Annotated in this window: 12 protein-coding genes; 4 read left to right on the top strand and 8 right to left on the bottom strand. The window is 68.5% G+C overall.

Annotated features, from left to right (window positions below):
- Positions 1-60: 60 nt before the first annotated feature.
- The 8 genes from H4W30_RS34270 to H4W30_RS34235 all read right to left on the bottom strand — a co-directional run bounded on the left by H4W30_RS34270 (position 61) and on the right by H4W30_RS34235 (position 9,085).
- On the bottom strand, positions 61-2,076 hold the full coding sequence (locus H4W30_RS34270) for an iron ABC transporter permease (protein ID WP_192746355.1): 2,016 nt from the start codon (positions 2,074-2,076) through the stop codon (positions 61-63).
- Entirely contained in the window at positions 2,076-3,050 is a 975-nt protein-coding gene (locus H4W30_RS34265; protein ID WP_192746354.1) for an ABC transporter substrate-binding protein, read from the bottom strand. Before H4W30_RS34265 ends, H4W30_RS34270 begins: the two co-directional genes overlap by 1 nt.
- A gap of 17 nt (positions 3,051-3,067) precedes the next feature.
- On the bottom strand, positions 3,068-3,883 hold the full coding sequence (locus H4W30_RS34260) for an ABC transporter ATP-binding protein (protein ID WP_126733975.1): 816 nt from the start codon (positions 3,881-3,883) through the stop codon (positions 3,068-3,070).
- Positions 3,884-3,955: 72 nt separating this feature from the next.
- Positions 3,956-4,825: a metal ABC transporter permease gene (locus H4W30_RS34255; RefSeq protein WP_192746353.1), complete on the bottom strand. Its 870-nt coding sequence runs from the start codon at positions 4,823-4,825 to the stop codon at positions 3,956-3,958.
- Positions 4,822-5,565: a metal ABC transporter ATP-binding protein gene (locus tag H4W30_RS34250; RefSeq protein ID WP_192746352.1), complete on the bottom strand. Its 744-nt coding sequence runs from the start codon at positions 5,563-5,565 to the stop codon at positions 4,822-4,824. The genes H4W30_RS34255 and H4W30_RS34250 overlap by 4 nt, the downstream gene beginning before the upstream one ends.
- The gene (locus H4W30_RS34245) at positions 5,562-6,476 is read right to left on the bottom strand and encodes a metal ABC transporter substrate-binding protein (RefSeq protein WP_192746351.1); all 915 of its coding nucleotides are present in this window, start codon (positions 6,474-6,476) and stop codon (positions 5,562-5,564) included. Before H4W30_RS34245 ends, H4W30_RS34250 begins: the two co-directional genes overlap by 4 nt.
- Before the next feature lie 48 nt (positions 6,477-6,524).
- A complete protein-coding gene (locus tag H4W30_RS34240) occupies positions 6,525-8,624 on the bottom strand; it encodes a heterodisulfide reductase-related iron-sulfur binding cluster (RefSeq protein ID WP_192746350.1) in 2,100 nt (699 codons plus the stop codon).
- Positions 8,625-8,647: 23 nt separating this feature from the next.
- Positions 8,648-9,085: a hypothetical protein gene (locus tag H4W30_RS34235; protein ID WP_192746349.1), complete on the bottom strand. Its 438-nt coding sequence runs from the start codon at positions 9,083-9,085 to the stop codon at positions 8,648-8,650.
- A gap of 436 nt (positions 9,086-9,521) precedes the next feature.
- Between H4W30_RS34235 and H4W30_RS34230 the strand changes: the two genes are divergently transcribed.
- The 4 genes from H4W30_RS34230 to H4W30_RS34215 all read left to right on the top strand — a co-directional run bounded on the left by H4W30_RS34230 (position 9,522) and on the right by H4W30_RS34215 (position 18,443).
- A complete protein-coding gene (locus H4W30_RS34230; RefSeq protein ID WP_192746348.1) occupies positions 9,522-10,106 on the top strand; it encodes a hypothetical protein in 585 nt (194 codons plus the stop codon).
- Between the two features lie 17 nt (positions 10,107-10,123).
- Positions 10,124-12,133 carry a flotillin family protein gene (locus tag H4W30_RS34225; RefSeq protein ID WP_192746347.1) on the top strand — a complete coding sequence of 670 codons (2,010 nt, stop codon included), beginning with the start codon at positions 10,124-10,126 and terminating at the stop codon, positions 12,131-12,133.
- On the top strand, positions 12,130-17,013 hold the full coding sequence (locus H4W30_RS34220; RefSeq protein WP_192746346.1) for a DNA repair ATPase: 4,884 nt from the start codon (positions 12,130-12,132) through the stop codon (positions 17,011-17,013). The genes H4W30_RS34225 and H4W30_RS34220 overlap by 4 nt, the downstream gene beginning before the upstream one ends.
- A gap of 233 nt (positions 17,014-17,246) precedes the next feature.
- Positions 17,247-18,443 (top strand): HNH endonuclease signature motif containing protein, encoded by a 1,197-nt coding sequence (locus tag H4W30_RS34215; protein ID WP_225950616.1) that lies wholly within the window; start codon positions 17,247-17,249, stop codon positions 18,441-18,443.
- Positions 18,444-18,776: the final 333 nt, after the last annotated feature.

Below are 18,776 nucleotides of genomic sequence, written 5' to 3'. Positions count from 1 at the left end.
GAAGCGCGTGAAGGCCCCCTTCCCTCGGCTCAGCCGAGGGAAGGGGGCCTTCACGCGCTATCACGGCCGGGTCTTCCAGAGCACCAGCACGAAGTACGGCGTCCCGACCATCGCGATGACCAGGCCCGCCGGGATCTGGGCGGGCGCGATGACCGTCCGCCCCAGGGTGTCCGCGACGCTCACCAGCAGCGCCCCGAGCGCCGCGGCCACCGGAAGCACCCGGCCGTGCCGCCCGCCGACCAGCGAACGCGCCAGATGCGGCGCGACCAGCCCGACGAACACGACCACGCCGATCGCGGACACCGCGGTGGCCGCCAGGATCCCGGAAGCGCCCAGCACGAGCAGCCGGGACCGTTCGATCCGCATCCCCAGCACGCGCGGGGTGTCCTCGTCGAGGGCGTGCAGGTCCAGCTCGCGATGCTTGGCCCACAGCAACGGCAGCAGCGCGAGGAGCGCCAGCGCCACGGGCGCGACCTGCTCCAGCGTGCGGCCGTAGGTCGACCCCGAAAGCCAGGTCAGCGCCTTGGCCGAGTTCCACGGGTCGGAGACCACGATCAGCAGGTTGATCAGCGCCATGCCGGCCGACCAGACCGCGATGCCGATGATCACCAGCCGGTCCGAATCGAGCCCCGAACGCCAGGCCAGCCCGTAGACCAGCAGGAACACCACGGCCGCGCCGAGACCGGCGGCACCGGCGATCGACCAGGCGCCGACGGCGGGGACGATGGTGATCAGCGTGATCGCGCCGAGCCCGGCGCCCGCGGTGATACCGAGCAGCCCGGGTTCGGCGAGCGGGTTGCGGCTGACCGACTGGATCCCGCAGCCCGAAACCGCCAGCGCGGCACCGGCGAGCAGCGCGGCCAGCACCCGTGGAAGCCGTTGGTCCAGCACGAAGGTCAGCGCCGTCCCGGTGTTGCCGGTGACCCAGTTCGCGAGGTCCCCGAGCAGCACCATGCGGTCGCCCAGCATCAGTCCCACGAGCGGGACGACGGCGAGCAGCGCCACCAGGACGGCGGAAATGGCCACGAGCCGCCGGGTCGATCCGGCGACCCCGACACGTCCGGCCGGGGCCGGACGGCGCGAGCCGCTTCCCCGGCCGCGCCGCGCCAGCCACACCATCACGACGGCGCCGACGATCGTGGTCACCACCCCGGTCGGCACCCGCACGGCCTCGGCCGAACCCATGATCGCCCGCAGGACGACGTCGGCGCCGAGCACCGTCACCACGCCGACCAGCCCCGAAACCGGCAGCAGCGCGCGGTGTTTGGCGATCGGCAGCAGCAGCCGCGTGATCACCGGCGCGCTCAGCCCGACGAATCCGACCGGTCCGGCGACGGTCACCGCCGCCGCGGTCAGCGCGACGGTCAGCACGACCGCGCCGACCCTGGTCCGGCGGACCCGCAGGCCGAGCAAGGTCGCGTTGTCATCGCCGAGGGCGAGGACGTCGAGTTTGCGGCCCATCGCGATGAGCGCCACGACGGCGATCACCACGATCGGCGTCATCTGGGCGGTCGCCCGCAGATCGGAGACGGTGAGCGAACCGCTGCCCCAGGCGAACAACCCGTTCGTCTCCTGCTCGAACAGGAGCAGCAGCAGGATGGTCACCGAGTTGAGCGCCAGCAGGACCGCCGAGCCCACGAGCACCAGCCGCGGGCTCGCCGAACCGCCGCCCGCCAGTCCCAGCACGACGACGGCCGCGGCCAGCCCGCCCACGAACGCCGCCCCGCCCACCGGCACGAGCGGCAGCGAAAGCCCGAACGCGGAGATGGCAACCACGGCGAAATGCGCGCCCGCGTTGACCGCGAGCGTGTCGGGCGAGGCGAGCGGATTCCGTGCCACGGACTGCATTCCCGCGCCCGCGACGCCGAGCGCGACCCCGAGCAGCAACGCGGCGAGCAGCCGGGGGACGCGCGAACCCTCCAGTACCGCGAGGGTCTGCGCGTCGCCCTGGCCGAAGATCGCCTTCACCACGTCCAGCGGACCCGACGTCGAGGTGCCCTGGGTCAGATGGATGCCGGCGAGGACGGCGATGAGCAGTACCAGTCCCGCCGACACCGCGATGGTGCGGGCACGCATCAGGTCGTGACTGCCTTCACGATCTGGTCGGCGGTCATGATGATCGACTTCGGTCCGCCGAAGGTCCACGTCCCGGCCTGGAGCTTGTGGATCTTCTTCGAGACCACGAACGGCAGGCGCTGGTAGACGGCGTTCTGCGCGAGACCGGTGGTGAAGACGTCCTCTTCGGCCGCGCTGTAGAACAGCACGGTCTTCGGGTCGGTGAGCGCGGTCAGGCCTTCGACGTCGGTCTGGCCGAGGCCCCACTGCGGGTCGACCTTGCCGGTCCAGGCGTTCTTCAGGCCGACGGCCTCGGCGGTGTCGGAGACCAGCGAGCCCTTGCCGAACGGGCGGATGCTGACGGTGCTGCCTTCGAGGTAGCCGTCGGCCATCAGGAACGGCGTGCCCGCGGCGCCCTTGGCCTCGACGGCCTTCTTGCCCTCGGCGAGTTTGGCGTCCATTTCGGACAGCACCTTGTCCGCTTCGGACTCCTTGCCGACCGTCTTCGCGATCAGCTTGAAGTCCTCGCGCAGACGGTCGAAGTTACGGCTCGCGTCGCTGGACTTGGTGACCACGACCGGCACGTACTTCTCGATCTGCGGCACCAGCGTCGAGTCGCGTTCCTCGGCCATGATGACGACGTCGGGGTTCAGCCCGACGATCGCGTCCACGCTGGGCTCGTTGCGCTTGCCGACGTCCTTGACCTCGGCGCTCAGCGGGGCGGCCTTGTCCCAGACGTTGTAGCCCGCGACGTCCGCGGCACCGACCGGCATGACACCGAGCGACGCGACCATCTCGGCCTCGCCCCACTCGAGCGCGACGACGCGCTTGGCGGGGGCCTTGAGATTGACGGCCTTTCCGCGCGCGTCGGTCACCGTGACCGGTCCGCTCGCGGCGGTGTCGCTCGGCGCGGCAGCGGTGTTCTCGGTGGTACCGCAGGCGGACAACAGCAGGGCCGCCGCCGCGACGAGGGCGGCAGGGGTCAGCAAACGCATGGTTCTTCCTGGATTTCTCAGGCGGGCCTGGGCGAATGCCGCCCGAGTGGCCTGCAGTGGATCGCGCCCGTCACCGGGTCGTTCGCGACGTGGACGGTGACGCCGTAGGCCTGGGAGAGGTGCTCGGTGGTGAGCACCTGCCCGATGTCACCCGTGGCCACGATGGTTCCCTCGCTCAGCAGCACGACCTCGTCGGCGATGATCGCCGCGTGGTCGAGGTCGTGCAGCACCACGCCGACCGCGACGCCTTCGTTGGCCAGATCGCGGACGACGTCGAGGATCTCGACCTGATAGCGCAGGTCGAGATGGTTGGTGGGCTCGTCCAGGAGCAGCACGGAGGTCTGCTGGGCGAGACAGGACGCGAGCCAGACCCGCTGGAGTTCGCCGCCGGAGAGCTCGTCGACGCCGCGTTCGGCCATCGACGTCACGCCCGTCAGCTCCATCGCGCGGCGGATCGCGGCGGCGCCGTCGACGTCGACCCCGCGCCAGCCCGAGCGGTACGGGTACCGGCCGTAGGAGACGACGTCACGTACGGAGACCCCGCTCGGGGTGGGACGGTGCTGGGTCAGCAACGTGACCCGCCGGGCGAACTCCTTGCCGGACAACGCGTTGCCGCCCCAGACGGCGCGTTCCCCCAGTCGGACGCCGCCCTCGCGGGGTTTGTGCAGCCGCGCCAGCGAACGCAGGAGCGTCGACTTGCCGGACCCGTTCGGCCCGACGAGTGCGGTCACCAGGCCGGCGCGCAGCGACAGGGACACCCCGTCCACCACGGCCCGCTCATGGTGCGCGAGCACCAGGTCATGGCCGGTGAGCAGCGCGTCTTCCGTAGACATGAGGGGAGCCTAACCTAAGAGTCGACTCCGACCCATGTCACGAGAGACACAGCGCGCGGGGTGATTGTCCGGTTACGCGGCTCGGGCAAGCTCCCGCCTGCGCCTGGCCAGCCGCTTCCCGACGATCCCGTGCCGCGGCCCGAACAGGTACACCAGCGTGAACCCGGCGCCCTGCACCAGCACGATCATCCCGCCGGACGCGGTGTCGAGGTGGTAGCTCAGGTACAGCCCGGTCACCGCCGCGAGCACCGAGAACGACGGCGCGATCACCAGCATCCGGCCGAACCGGTCGGTCAGCAGGTACGCCGTCGCGCCGGGGATGATCAGCATCGCCACCACGAGGATCACGCCGACCACCTGCAGCGCCACGACCGCGGTCAGCGCGAGCAGCCCGAGCAGCGCGGCGCCGAGCACCCGCGGGTTCAGCCCGATGGCGTGCGCGTGCGTGGGATCGAAGGCGTACAAGGTGAAATCGCGGCGTTTGAGCACCAGCAGGGTGAGCGTGATCGCGCCGAGGACGCCGATCTGGATCAGGTCCGACGTGTCGACGCCCAGCAGGTTGCCGAAGATGATGTGGTTCAGGTCGGTCTGGCTCGGGGTCACCGAGATCAGCACGAGCCCGAGCGCGAACAACGTGGTGAACACGATGCCGATCGCGGCGTCCTCCTTGACCCGGCTGGTGTCGCGGACGACGCCGATCAGCGCCACGGCGAGGAAACCGAAGACGACTGCGCCCAGCGCGAAGGGCGCGCCGAGGACGTACGCGAGCACGACGCCCGGCAGCACGGCGTGCGAGACCGCGTCGCCCATCAGCGACCAGCCGATCAGCACCAGCCAGCACGAGAGCACCGCACAGACGGCCGACGCGATGACCGTGGACGCCAGCGCCCGCACCATGAAGTCGTAGCTCAGCGGTTCGAGGAACAGGTCGTAGAGACTCACGCGGGTTCTTCTTCCCGTTGCAGGACATCGAGTCCGAAAGCCAGCGCGAGGTTTTCGGGCCGGAGCACCTCGCCGGGGGAGCCGTGCGCGAGCACCTTGCGCATCAGCAGGATCGCCTCGTCGGCCAGGCCGGGCAGCGCGTGCAGATCGTGCGTCGAGATCAGGACCGCGGCGCCGTCGGCCGCGAGTTCCTTGAGCAGCCGGGTGATCGTGGCTTCGGATCGCTTGTCCACGCCGGCGAACGGCTCGTCCAGCAGCAGGACACGGGCGCCTTGCGCGATGCCGCGCGCGACGAACGCGCGTTTGCGCTGCCCACCGGACAACTGGCCGATCTGCCGTCCGGCGAGTTCGGTGAGTTCGACCCGCTCCAGCGCGTGGTCGACCGCTTCGTGGTCGGCGCGGCGCGGCCGCCGGGTGAAGCCGAGCCGCCCGTAGCGGCCGGTCATCACGACGTCCCGCACCGACAGCGGGAACGACCAGTCGACGTCCTCGCTCTGCGGCACGTACCCGATCACGCCGGTCTTGCGGGCGCGGGCGGGGGTGCCGCCGTCGATCGACACCGTGCCGGTGTCCGGCCGGACCATGCCCATGATCGTCTTGAACAGTGTCGACTTGCCGGAGCCGTTCATCCCGACCAGCCCGCAGACGTGACCGTGGTCGAGCGTGACGTCGACACCGTCGAGCGCGAGGACGTCGCCGTAGTGGACCGTGACGCCTTCGACGCGGATCGCGGCCGTCACGGCTTCGCTCCGGTGAGCGCGGCGACGATCGTCTTCGAGTCGTGGCGGATGAGGTCGAGGTAGGTCGGCACCGGGCCTTCGGGACCGGAGAGGGAGTCCACGTAGAGGACGCCGCCGAACGCGGCACCGGTCGCGGAGACGACCTGCTGCATCGGGGCGTCGGAGACGGTCGACTCGCAGAACACCGCGGGGACCTTGTTCTGCTTGACGAATTCGATGGCGCGGGTGATCTGCTGCGGGGTGGCCTGCTGTTCGGCGTTGACCGCCCAGATGTACCGCTCGGTGAGGCCGGTGTCGCGCGCGAGATAGGAGAAGGCTCCTTCGCAGGTGACCAGCGCCCGCTCGTTCTGCGGCAGGCCGCTCAGCGCACCTGTCATCTCGTCCCGCACCTCCTTCAGTTTCGCCTTGTAGGCGTCTCCGTTGGCCTTGAACACGGCGGCGTCACCGGAGGAGAGCTCGCTGAACGCCTTCACCATGTTGTCCACGTAGATACCCACATTCGTCGGAGACATCCACGCGTGCGGGTTCGGCTTTCCCTGATAGGCGTCCTCGCCGATGGCGATGGGCTGGACGCCCTCGCTGACCACCTTGTGCGGCGCGTCGCTCTCCTTCACGAACCGGGCGAACCACGCCTCCAGGTTCAGCCCGTTGTCGAGGATCAAGTCGGCTTTCGCGGCCTTCTTGATGTCGTCCGGGGTGGGCTCGTAACCGTGGATTTCGGCGCCGGGTTTGGTGATCGACTCGACCCGGAGCTTGTCGCCCGCGACGTTCGAGGCGATGTCCGCCAGGACCGTGAACGTGGTCAGCACGACCGGCCGCTTGTCGTCGTCGCCTCCAGCGGGACCGCCGCAAGCGGACAGGACGAGTGCGGACGCCGCCAGCGCGCACACGGTCTTGCGCAGATTCGCCATACCGCGAGTTTAGAGTTCGGCGCGCCGAACTTCCAACTCCCGTGTGCCTCAAATCTCCGTGGTCGTCCGGTCGCGCTCCTTCACCGTTTCCAGCAGGAGCTGCGAGACGTCGCGCACGGTGACGTTCTCGCCACGCTGTTCGCTCTGCCGCTGCACGAGACCGTCGTTCAGCATCACGCGGCAGAACGGGCAACCGGTGACGATGGTTTCGGCGTCCGTGCCGAGCGCTTCGTCGACGCGTTCGAGGTTGATGCGCTTGCCGATCTGCTCCTCCATCCACATCCGCGCGCCGCCGGCGCCGCAGCAGAGCGATCGGTCCGCGTGCCGGGGCATCTCGCTGAGCGTGGCGCCGGTCGCGCCGACGAGTTCGCGCGGCGGCTCGTAGATCTTGTTGTGGCGGCCGAGGTAGCACGGGTCGTGGTAGGTCACCGGGCCCGCGTCCACCGGTTTGACCGGGGTCAGCTTGCCCGCGCGGACGAGCCGGTTCAGCAGTTGCGTGTGGTGCAGGACCTCGTAGTGCCCGTCCAGCTGTGGATACTCGCGGCCGAGCGTGTTGAGGCAGTGCGGGCAGGTGGTGACAATCTTGCGCGTTCCCGGCTCGCGGCCCTCGAACACCGCGTTCAGCGTCTCGACGGTCTGCTGCGCGAGCATCTGGAAGAGGAACTCGTTGCCGGAGCGGCGCGCCGGGTCGCCGGTGCACGACTCGTCGGTGCCGAGGATCGTGTACTTCACCCCGGCGAGATGCAGGAGTTCCGCGGTGGCGCGGACGGTCCTGCGGGCGTTGTCGTCGAAAGCGCCCGCGCAGCCGACCCAGTAGACGTACTCGACGTCGTCGGCGAGTTCGCCGTCGAAGACCGGCACCTCGAAGCCGAGGTCCTTCGTCCACGCGAGCCGGTCGGAGTTGTTCTGGCCCCAGGGGTTTCCCTTGGTTTCGAGGTTCTTGAACAGCACGCCGAGTTCGCTCGGGAAGGCCGACTCGATCATCACCTGGTAGCGGCGCATGTCGACGACGTGGTCGACGTGCTCGATGTCGACCGGGCACTGCTCGACGCACGCGCCGCACGTAGTGCAGGACCAGAGGACGTCCGGATCGATCACGCCTCCGTCGTCCTGGGGACCGACGAGGGGGCGCCCTTCAGGCGCCTCCTTTCCGTCCAGGATGTACGGCGCCTTCTCGAAGAGATGGTCCCGCAGGTCCATGATCAACAGCTTGGGGGACAAGGGTTTTCCGGTGTTCCACGCCGGGCACTGCGACTGGCAGCGCCCGCATTCGGTGCAGGTGGCGAAGTCGAGCATGCCCTTCCAGGTGAAGTCCTCGATCTTGCCGCGGCCGAACGTGTCGTCCTCGCCCGGATCCTCGAAATCGATCGGCTTGCCGGCCGACTCCATCGGCAGCAGCGGGCCGAGCGCGTCCGGGAGCCGCTTCGCGGTGACGTTGACCGGCGCCAGGAAGATGTGGAGGTGCTTGGAGTAGAGCACGATCGACAGGAACGCGAGCATCACGCCGATGTGCAGCAGCAGCCCGACGGTCTCCAGCGGTTCGGTGACCGACGGCCCCAGCGGCTCCAGGAGTTCGCCCACGCCGAGGGAGACCCACGCGCCCGACTCGTAGGGGAAGACGCCGACCGCCGCCGACGCGCCCCGGAAGAGGAACATCGTCCAGATCACGTTGAAGATCATGAACAGGATCAGCCAGGCGCCGCCGGTGTGCGAGCCGAAGAACCGCGACGCGCGGTCTTTCCGTTCGGGCGCTTGGCGGATCCGGATCACCGCGAAGACCGCGAGCGACACGAGCACCGCGACCGCGATGAAGTCCTGGAGGAATCCCAGTACCGCCCAGTGCCCGATGAGCGGGATGTGGAAGTCGTGGTCGAAGAGGGCGCCGTACGCCTCGACGTAGACGGACCCGAGGATCACGAAACCCCAGAACGTGAACAGATGCGCGAGCCCGGGGACGGACCACTTGAGCAGTTTGCGCTGCCCGAAGACCTCGGCCAGATGCGTTTTCGCGCGGACGGCCATGACGTCGGAGCGTTTTTCGTCCGGCTGGCCGGAGCGGATCAGTTTGGAGAGCCAGACGGCGCGGCGGGCGGCGAAGGCGAGGCCGGCGACGGTGATGAGCAGACCGAGGATGAGACGAACGAGCACGAGTCCTCCGGGGGAGAATCGGCTCAGTGAGAGCCGGTGTAGTACCGGCACGCCTTGCAGGCGTACCGCATTTTGGCCACTCGCCACCGTTTTCGGTAGGCCTCGAGATGTCCCGGCCGTGGCGGATGCACGCCGAGCCTGCGGTGACGGCGGATCCGCTGTCCCGTCTCGAAGAGTTCGGTCGCCAAGCCGAGATAGGCGCGCCGGAGCGCGATCCCCGGCTCGGCGGCGAGATTGTCCCGGCAGAATCGGTGCAGCAGGGCGAGATCGGGGAGACCGGGGGTGGTCACGCCCGGCAGGTGCTCGACGACGCCGAGGCCGGGATGCCCTGGGGGAACGGAGAATCTGGCGGGAAGTCCACAATGGACGCAAGTGAGCGTGCAGCTCAGACATCGGGTGACATGGCGGATCCGCCGTTCGCGCCGATCCTCGTCGATCGTTTCGCGAACGTGCCACCCCATGGAGCCTCCCAAGACCGTGGTGTGTCCTGTGTCACTCTCAATACTGGAGAGTAGGGCCCGCTCCGGGGGCGCGACAGGTCCAACCGGATGGCTTCCGGGCGGCCGGTCGGCGTAACGCTCCGCACCCGGCCGCCTCTTCCCCGCATCCAGAGGACTAAATGCGGACCTGGGTCCCCCGGCCACGCGAGTTACACCCCCAATCACGCGAGTTACGCGCTCAATCACGCGAGTTGCGCCTTCGATCACGCGAGTTACGCCTTCGGCCCGCCCGCGACGCGACTCCCGGCCCCGGCCAGACCGCATTCAGAGGACTAAATGCGTCAGTGGCCCCGCACGCTTCCGCACACCGTGACCCACTCGTAGCCGAAAACGGCCCGCCCGGCGTCACGCGCTGGTTATAGTCCTGACCCGGGGTAACGGGGGAGGGAACGACGGGATGGGCGGGTTCGTCACCGCGGCTCTGGGGTTTCCGGCCGTGCTCTTCAGCTTCCTGCTGATCGTCGTGATCGGCTACTGGCTGCTGGCACTGCTCGGTGCATTCGAGGTCGACGACTTCGACGGCGGCGACGGGCTCCTGGCGGGCTTCGGCGGCGTCCCACTGTCCATTTCGCTCTCTTTGCTGATCGCATTCACCTGGTTCGCCAGCCTGGCAGGGACGGTTCTTCTCGATGACCTGGAGCTTTCGACACCATCGAGGATCGGGCTCGGGGCCGGCGTGCTCGCCGTCGCGCTCGTGCTCGGCACACTCGGGACGAGGGTGATCGTGGTGCCGCTACGTCGCGTCTTCGGTCCCGCGAGGGAACCGAGCAGGAGGGACTTCGTCGGCAGGGCCGCGGTCATCCGCACCTCGTCGGTCACGCATGACTTCGGGCAGGCCGAAGTCGCCGCCGCCGACGGGTCCACGGCCATTGTGGACGTTCGTCAGGCCGGCGAAGGCAACCTGACGGCGGGCAGCCGCGTAGTTCTCTACGACTACGACTCCGAACGCGAGTTCTTCTGGGTCGAGTCCTTGGACATCTGAAGCAGAAAAGGAACACTATGGGTGCCATCAGCGTGGGGGCCGGCGTACTGATCGCCGTGATAGTTGTCATCCTCCTGGTCTTGCTCTTCACCATCACCAGGTTGTTCAAGAAGGTGCCGCAGGGTAAGGCACTGATCATCTCGAAGGTCCGCCGCGTCGACGTGACGTTCACCGGCGCGATCGTCCTGCCGGTGCTGCACAAGGCCGAGATCATGGACACCTCGGTCAAGGCCATGGAGATCACCCGGACCGGCCGTGAGGGCCTGATCTGCCGGGACAACATCCGCGCCGACATCCGGATCTCGTTCTTCGTGCGGGTCAACAAGACCGTCGAGGACGTGATCAAGGTCGCGCAGGCCATCGGCACCGAACGCGCCAGCGACGAGGCGACCCTGCAGGAGCTGTTCAACGCCAAGTTCTCCGAGGCGTTGAAAACCGTCGGCAAGCAGCTGGACTTCGTGGATCTCTACACCAAACGCCACGAATTCCGCGACCAGATCATCCGCGTCATCGGCACCGACCTCAACGGGTACAGCCTGGAGGACGCGGCCATCGACTACCTCGAGCAGACGCCGATGGCGCAGCTCGACTCCGCGAACATCCTCGACGCGCAGGGTATCCGCAAGATCACCGAGCTGACCGCGATCGAGCACGTGCGCACCAACGAGTTCCGCCGCAGCGAGGAAAAAGAGATCACCCGCCAGAACGTGGACGCCAAGGAGGCGATCCTCGAACTGGAGCGGCGGCAGGCCGACGCCGAGATCAAGCAGCGCCGCGAGGTCGAGACCATGCGGGCGCGCGAAGAGGCCGAGATCGCCAAGGTGCAGGCGGAGGAGCGGCTTAAGTCGCAGGCCGCCGGCCTGCGCACGGACGAGCAGCTCGGCATCCAGCACCAGAACCAGCAGCGTGAGATCGAGGTCGCGGGCAAGAACCGCGAACGCGTGATCGCCATCGAGACCGAGCGCATCGAGAAGGACCGGCTGCTCGAGGTCATCGGCCGCGAACGCGAGACCGAGCTGTCCCGCATCGCCAAGGACAAGGAGGTCGAGACCGAGAAGCGGTCCATCGCCGAGGTGATCCGCGAGCGGATCGCGGTCGAGAAGACCGTGGCGGAGCAGGAAGAGAACATCAAGAAGCTCCGCGTCGTCGAAGAGGCGGAGCGGCAGCGCTCGGCGATCATCATCCGCGCCGAGGCCGAGGCGCAGGAAAACCTCGTCAAGGACATCAAGGCCGCGGAAGCCGCCGAGGCCGCGTCGAAGCACAAGGCCCGCGAGGAACTGACGCTGGCCGAGGCTCGCCAGCAGGCCGCCGAGCTGGAGACCAGGGCGAAGATCCGTCTGGCCGAAGGCATTCAGGCCGAGGAGGCCGCCGCCGGGCTCGCCGCCGCGCAGGTCAAGGAACGCGACGCCGACGCGCTGGAGAAGGTCGGCCGCGCCGAGGCCATCGTCGAACGCGAGAAGGCGATCGTGCTCGCCGACGCGATGCGCGACAAGCTCAAGGGCGAGGCCGAAGGTCTCACCGAGAAGGCCGCCGCGATGGCCGCCCTCGACACCGCCAGCCGCCAGCACGAGGAGTACCGCTTGCGCCTGGAGGCCGAGAAGGAGATCCGGCTCGCCGCGCTCAACGTGCAGCGCGAGGTCGCCGAGGCGCAGGCCACGGTGCTGGGGATCGGGCTGGAGAAGGCCGACATCGACATCGTCGGCGGCGAGACGATGTTCTTCGAAAAGGTCATCGGCTCGATCGGGGCGGGCAAGAGCGTGGACGGCTTCGTCGAGCACTCGGACGTCGTCCAGACCCTCGGGAAGGCGTGGCTCGACGGCTCGGGCAGCTTCACCGACGACCTGACGAAACTGGTCGGTTCGGTGAGCACGGAGGACGTGAAGAACCTGACGCTGTCGGCCTTCCTGGCCAAGCAGCTGCAGGCGGGCGGCCCGGACAGCGGCAAGGTGCAGGAGCTGCTGGCCATGGCGCAGCGGCTCGGCCTCGCTGACAAGTCCGTCGCCGCCCTCACCCCCGCGAAGCAGTGACGACGACCGAACCGGCGGCGGGAACGGAGCAGCTGGACGCGGGCACCTACGAGGTGCTCCGCGCCCGGCTCGCCGCACAGGCCGCCGAACTGGCGAAACGCGCGGACGAGCTCAACACGGCACGGCTCGGCGTCTTCGGCAGCGCGCAGCTCGCGCTGATCGGCACGGAGCGGATCCGCACCGCGAACAACTGCGTGCCGCGGGACGTCGTGTCGGTCGGCGGGCGGATGTTGTTCGGCTACAACGTCTTCATCGGCCTCAAACCGGAGACGACGGTCGACGACGTCTTCTCGCTACACGGCTTCAGCCATGACGAAGAAGCCTTCCGTTTCGACGACGTGCCCGCCGAAGAGCTGCCGGAACTGTTGCGCGACGAGCAGTTCGTCCGCGACTTCGCTGAGCTGTACCGGTACTACCGGCAGGCGAAGCTGCTGCAGCTGCGACGGGTCGAGGGCAAACTGCTCGCGGTGTTCCAGATCGGCCCGCGCACCGAGGACATCCGCGTGCTGCGTTGGGGGATCGCCGCGGACGGCAAGGTGTCCTATGTGGACAGCCGGGGCGAACGCGACCACGTCTTCCCGCCGTCGCACGACTTCGAATGGACCGAGACCAGCCGCGAGCAGCACGTCCTCGGGCGGCATCCGCACATCTCGATCGAGGACGACGTGTTCGTCGAGACCGTCGGCGGCAACCTGACGATCAAGGTCGAGAACAACACCGAAACCGGTGAGGGCGTCTACGCCGAACCGGTCGACGAGCCGCTGCAGAGCCTCGCCGACGCCGAGGTGTCCTACGCCAGGATCGGCCCGTTGATCCTGCTGAGGATCCTGCCCTACAAGGAGACCGCGTACCGGTACCTGGTGTTCAACACCCGGACGCGGGACGTGGTGCGCCTCGACGGGATCGGGCAGGCGTGCCAGCGGCTGCCCGAGGACCACGGGATCATCTTCCCCGGCGGGTACTACCTCGACACGGGTGTCAGCAAGACGTTCGACACCACCGTGGACGAGCTCGAATTCGAGCGCGTGATCCGCTCGCCCAACGGGGAGGACGTGCTCTACGTCTTCCACGCGCGGGCGGAGGGACGTTCGCTGCTCCTGCCGTACAACGTGATCCGCAAGGAGGTGTCGAACCCGATCCCGTGCCACGGGTACTCGCTGTTCGACGACGGCACGATGGTGCTGTTCCGCGCGGTGTCCGACGAGCCGAGCCGCGTGCATCCGATGCAGGTGTGGCGGACGCCGTTCCAATCGGACACCTTCGCCGCGTCGCAGCCGGCGGGCACCGGACCGCTGGAGCGGGTCGGCAACGCCGATCTGGTCCGCGGGATCTCCGACTGTCTCTCGATCGGCCGGATGGTCGACGAGATGGCGCCGTCGGCGGCGGTGTTCGAGGCCCTGATCGCCGCGTGCGCGCGGGTCTTCGACCACTACCACTGGCTCGGCGAGGCCGAACTCGGTGATCTGCGGTCGCCGCTGTCGGACGTCCGGGTCACCGCGGAGCAGGTGCTCGACGAGTTCGAGACCGTCACCTCGCTCACCGCGCAGGCGGCCGAAGCCGTCGAAGAGGCGGCCGCGGAGACCGCGTCGCTCGTGCGGAGGGTCCGCGGTGAGGCCCTGAACGCGGCCGACGCGTGGGTGCGCAGGCTCGCCGAAATGCACCGCGCGCGAGGGCATCTCGTCACTGTGCGGGAGCTGCGGTATGCCGACACCGGCCGGGTCGACAAGCTGATCGCCGATCTCGACACGGAATTCGGGGAAGCGGCTCAACGGGCCGTCCGGTTCCTGCAGGGCGAAGACGCGTTCACGAGCTATCACGCCGAGGTCGACGGGCTGATCGAAGCCGCGGGCGCGATCTCCACCGTCGCCGAAGCCGTCCCGGTCGCCGAGCGGCTGGACGAGCAGTCCGGCGGGCTCGAAGTCCTCACCGACGTCGTCGGCGGGCTGGACATCGCGGACGCCGTGGTGCGGACGAAGATCCTCGAACGCGTCGGCGAGGTCATCGGCGCGGTCAACCGGGCACGCGCCACCCTCGAAGCGCGGCGCAAGGAGCTGCTGGAGACCGAAGGCCGGGCGGAGTTCGCCGCCGAGTTCGCGCTGCTCGCGCAGGCGATCACCGGTGGGCTCGCGGTCGCGGACACTCCCGACCGTTGCGACGAGCAGCTCGGCAGATTGCTGCTGCAACTGGAAAACCTCGAATCGCGGTTCGGCGAGTTCGACGACTTCCTGGTGTCGCTCGGGGAGAAGCGCACCGACGTCTACGAGGCGTTCTCCTCGCGCAAGCAGGCGCTGCTCGACGAGCGGGCGCGTCGCGCGGACCGGCTCGTCGATTCGGCCGAGCGGATCCTCGCCAGTGTGACGCGCAGGGTCGGCACGCTCGGCTCGGTCGACGAGATCAACACCTACTTCGCCTCCGATCCGATGGTCGCGAAGCTGCGCAGCGTCGTCGCCGAACTGCGCGACCTAGGCGACCAGGTGCGCGCCGAAGAGCTGGAAGGCCGGGTCAAGGCCGCGCGCCAGGAAGCCGGGCGCGCACTACGCGACAGGCAGGACCTCTACGGCGACGGCGGCGAGACGATCCGCCTGGGCCGCAACACCTTCGCGGTCAACACGCAGGACATCGACCTCACCCTGGTGCCGCACGACGGCGGGATGAAGTTCGCGATCACCGGGACCGACTACCGCTCGCCCGTGCGGGATTCCGCCTTCGAGGAGACGCGGCCGTACTGGGATCAGTTGCTGGTCTCGGAATCGCCCGAGGTCTATCGCGCCGAGTATCTGGCGACGTCGATCCTGGCCGAACAGCCGGAGTTGGCCGAGGCCGATCTCCTGGAGGTCGTCCGGCGCGCCGCGGGCGATCGTTACGACGAGGGCTACGCGCGCGGCGTGCACGACCACGACGCCGCCGCGATCCTGGCGGTGTTGCTGCGCCTGCGGTCCGCCGCGGGGCTGCTGCGGTATCCGCCCGCCGCTCGTGCCGCCGCTCAGCTGTTCTGGGCTTTCGGTGCCGAAGAAGCGGCGAAGTCCGCCTGGACGACGCGTGCCGCATCGCTCGCCCGGGTCCGGGAGGCGTTCGGGCATACGACGGCGATCGACGCGCTGGCACGGGAACTCACCGAGGCGATGACCGCGTTCGCCGCGTCCTCGGGGCTGACGCTGGAGCTCGAACTCGCCGGCGAGTACCTGTTCGAGGAACTGGCCGACGCGTCGCCGGGTTTCGTCACCAGCGGCGGCGCGCGGACACTGCTCGACAAGTTCCGGCTCGACCGCCGGAGCTTCGCCGAAGACCTGCGCGCCCTCGAAGACCTCGCGGATCGGCATCAGCTTGCCGAAGCGTGGCTCCGGTCCTTTGTGGACTCAGCTGGTCTGCCCAGCGACGAGCTGGCGGAGGCCGTCGCGATCGAACTGGCCGACCTGCCGCGCTACGACTCCTCGGCGGAACTTTCGGCCACTGTGGACGGTCTGCTCGGCTCGCATCCGCGGATCGTGAACCGATCCCTGACGCTGCGACTGGACGAGACGCTGGCCAGGACGTTGCGGTTCCGGCGTGACCGGGTGCCGGGTTTCCGGGCGTACCAACGGCTGCGCAACGACCTGGTGGCGGCCGAACGGGACAGGCTGCGGCTGACCGAATACAAGCCGAAGGTGATGAGCGCCTTCGTGCGCAACAGATTGCTCGACGAGGTCTACCTGCCGTTGATCGGCGACAACCTCGCCAAGCAGCTCGGCGCGACCGGCGACGCGCGGCGGACCGACCAGTCCGGTCTACTGCTGCTCATCTCGCCGCCCGGCTATGGCAAGACGACGCTGATGGAGTACGTCGCGAGCCGCCTCGGGCTGGTGTTCGTCAAGGTGAACGGGCCCGCCCTCGGGCACGACGTCACGTCGGTGGATCCGGCGGACGCGCCCAACGCGACGGCGCGGCAAGAGGTCGAAAAGATCTCGTTCGCGCTGGAGCAGGGCAACAACGTGCTGTTGTATCTGGACGACATCCAGCACACGTCGCCGGAACTGCTGCAGAAGTTCATCTCGCTGTGTGACGCGCAACGGCGGATGGAAGGCGTGTGGGAGGGCCGAACGCGGACGTATGACCTGCGGGGCAAGCGGTTCGCGGTCTGCATGGCAGGCAACCCGTACACCGAGCAGGGCAAGCGGTTCCGCATTCCGGACATGCTCGCCAACCGTGCGGACGTGTGGAACCTCGGTGATGTGCTGTCGGGCAAGGAAGAGTTGTTCGCGCTGAGCTACATCGAGAACTCGCTCACCGCGAACACCGTGCTGGCCCCGCTGGTCTCGCGCGAACGGTCCGATGTGGACGTTCTCGTGCGGCTGGCCCGCGGCGACGGTTCGGTGCGGGCGGACCAGCTGAAGCACGCCTACTCGGCGACCGAACTGGAGCAGATCCTCGCCGTCCTGAGGAAACTGATCAAGGTGCAGCGGATCGTCCTGGCGAACAACCAGGCGTACATCGCCTCGGCCGCGCAAGCGGACTCGTCGCGGGTCGAACCGCCGTTCCAGCTGCAAGGCTCGTACCGCAACATGAACAAACTCGCCGGCCGGATCGTGCCCGCGATGAACGACGCGGAGCTGGAAGCGCTGATCGACGACCACTACGCCGGCGAAGCGCAGACACTCACCTCGGGCGCCGAAGCGAACCTGCTGAAACTGGCCGAACTACGCGGACGGCTGAGCCCCGCGGAGGCGCAACGCTGGGCCGACGTGAAGGCGGCCTACCTGCGCGCGCAAGCGCTGGGCGGGGACGACGAGGACCCGATGAGCCGCGCGGTCGGCGCTATGGGCTTGCTGGCGGATCGGGTCGGGGCGGTGGAGGCCGCGATCGAACGGGCTTCGGAGCGGATGGTCGTGCGGGATGTGATGTAGGGGTTGTGGTCGGGTGGCGGGAATCGGCAACGGCATGTCTCTGCTGGGATCTTGGTGCCGAGAATCGGCGATGCCGCACAGGCAGTCCGCTTCGTGTCCTAGTTGCCGAAAATCGGCAACTGCCTGCCCCACGCGCGAGGCCGAAAACTGTCGGTGGCCGGTCGTATGGTCGTGGGGTGGACACACATCCCGCGCCTGTGGCGCTACTGGAAAGACTCACCGACCCCGAGGTGCTGGAAGCGGTGAACGCTTCCGTCATTTCGTTGGACGACAAGGATTCCGTCGCTGTCGCGCAAGCGGCGTCGGCCGGGATCGCACGGCTGGAAGCGGTCCGGTTCCGGGCGCTTGCGCAACTGAAACGACATCGCGACGGCGCGCCGAGCGTCACGCAGGAAGTCGCTTTCGCTCTGTCTCTTGTGGACAATCATGCCGGTGCCATGGTCGCCGCGGCCGACGGGTTGACCACTCGCCTGCCTCGCACTCTGTCCCTGATGGACCAAGGAGAAGTGAGCGGCTTCGGCGCGATGAAGGTCGCCGCGGCCACCGCGTGGCTGTCGGACGAGGACGCCCGCACCGTCGATGTGCTCCTGGAGGATCGGCTGCCAGGCAGGAATTCTGATCAGATCCGGAAAGCGGCGAACCACGCCGCGACCACCGTCGACCGTGAGGGCGCCGAAGCACGGGCCGAACGGCATCGCGAAGGCCGTCGCCTGACCTTGCGGCAAGGCGAAACGGGAGTGGCGTCGATCGAGGTCGAAGACGGGCCAGTCGAGAAAGTCGCCGCCGCCTATCGGCGCATCGATCGGGAAGCGCGGGCGCTCAAGACCGGGGAGGAGACTCGCACCCTGGAGCAGCTACGCGCCGACGTCGCGCTCGATCTCCTGCTCGGCGGCCAAGGCGGCACCAGTGAACGCACCGAAGTGTTCCTGTATATGGACCTGTTCACTTATCTTGGCCTCAACGACGATCCCGCGGAGCTCGCTGGACACGGCACTGTCCCCGCGGCGCTGGCCCGGCACATCGCCACCGGCCCGAACACCGTGCTGCGTCGCATCATCACTGACCCGCTGTCTGGGCAGGTCCTCGATCTCGGCCGGGACCGGTACCGACCCAGCGCGGGCCTCGGTGAGTTTGTCCGGGTCCGGGACCGGGAATGCCGAAGACCCGGCTGCCACCGTCCCGCCCAGGCCTGCGACATCGATCATTCAGTGCCTTGGCAGCACGGCGGCCATACCAACGTCGACGAACTGATCGACCTCTGCCGGCGAGACCACCGCCTCAAAGACGAACCCGGCTGGACTTACCACCTCGCCGCCGACGGCACCCTCACCATCACCACCCCCACCGGGCAGAGCTACGACAGCTCACCCCCGCCGCTTCACCTGCCGCGCCCAAGGACACCGCTCGCCGACGAACCGCCGCCGTTCTGAGTCTCATTGCCGGAAAGTGGCGAGGGACGGCTAGGTCTCGCGGTTGGGGCCGCATCGTCGGAAACGGCGAGGTGCGCCGGGCCCGGCTTGGGCCTTCCAAAGAGGCCACTGACTCGCCACTAGACCTCGCGTCGCCGGAATGCGGCCACGGGCGATGCGTGCGGAGACGCTGCTTTGGTCCTTCAAGTTCACGGTCGGGTCTTGCTGTTTGGCGCGTCGCAGGAAAGTGGCGACGGGCACCCTGCGCGGAGGGCTCCGCGTTGGCCGTTCAAGGGCACACCGACAAGCGTCGCCGTTGGAGTGCGTTGCCGGAAAGCGGCCACGGGTGGCGTG

The sequence above is a fragment of the Amycolatopsis roodepoortensis genome (assembly GCF_014873915.1).
In the GTDB taxonomy this organism is placed as follows: Bacteria; Actinomycetota; Actinomycetes; order Mycobacteriales; family Pseudonocardiaceae; genus Amycolatopsis; species Amycolatopsis roodepoortensis.
The sequence above is the reverse complement of the archived record's forward strand: the minus strand, read 5'-3'. Positions and strand labels throughout refer to the sequence as shown.

What these genes read in the sequence shown, in the direction of transcription:
- H4W30_RS34235 (WP_192746349.1), bottom strand. Translation starts at nt 9,085, where the DNA reads ATGGGGTGGCACGTTCGCGAAACGATCGACGAGGATCGGCGCGAACGG.
- H4W30_RS34245 (WP_192746351.1), bottom strand. Translation starts at nt 6,476, where the DNA reads ATGGCGAATCTGCGCAAGACCGTGTGCGCGCTGGCGGCGTCCGCACTC.
- H4W30_RS34230 (WP_192746348.1), top strand. Translation starts at nt 9,522, where the DNA reads ATGGGCGGGTTCGTCACCGCGGCTCTGGGGTTTCCGGCCGTGCTCTTC.
- H4W30_RS34260 (WP_126733975.1), bottom strand. Translation starts at nt 3,883, where the DNA reads ATGTCTACGGAAGACGCGCTGCTCACCGGCCATGACCTGGTGCTCGCG.
- H4W30_RS34270 (WP_192746355.1), bottom strand. Translation starts at nt 2,076, where the DNA reads ATGCGTGCCCGCACCATCGCGGTGTCGGCGGGACTGGTACTGCTCATC.
- H4W30_RS34225 (WP_192746347.1), top strand. Translation starts at nt 10,124, where the DNA reads ATGGGTGCCATCAGCGTGGGGGCCGGCGTACTGATCGCCGTGATAGTT.
- H4W30_RS34265 (WP_192746354.1), bottom strand. Translation starts at nt 3,050, where the DNA reads ATGCGTTTGCTGACCCCTGCCGCCCTCGTCGCGGCGGCGGCCCTGCTG.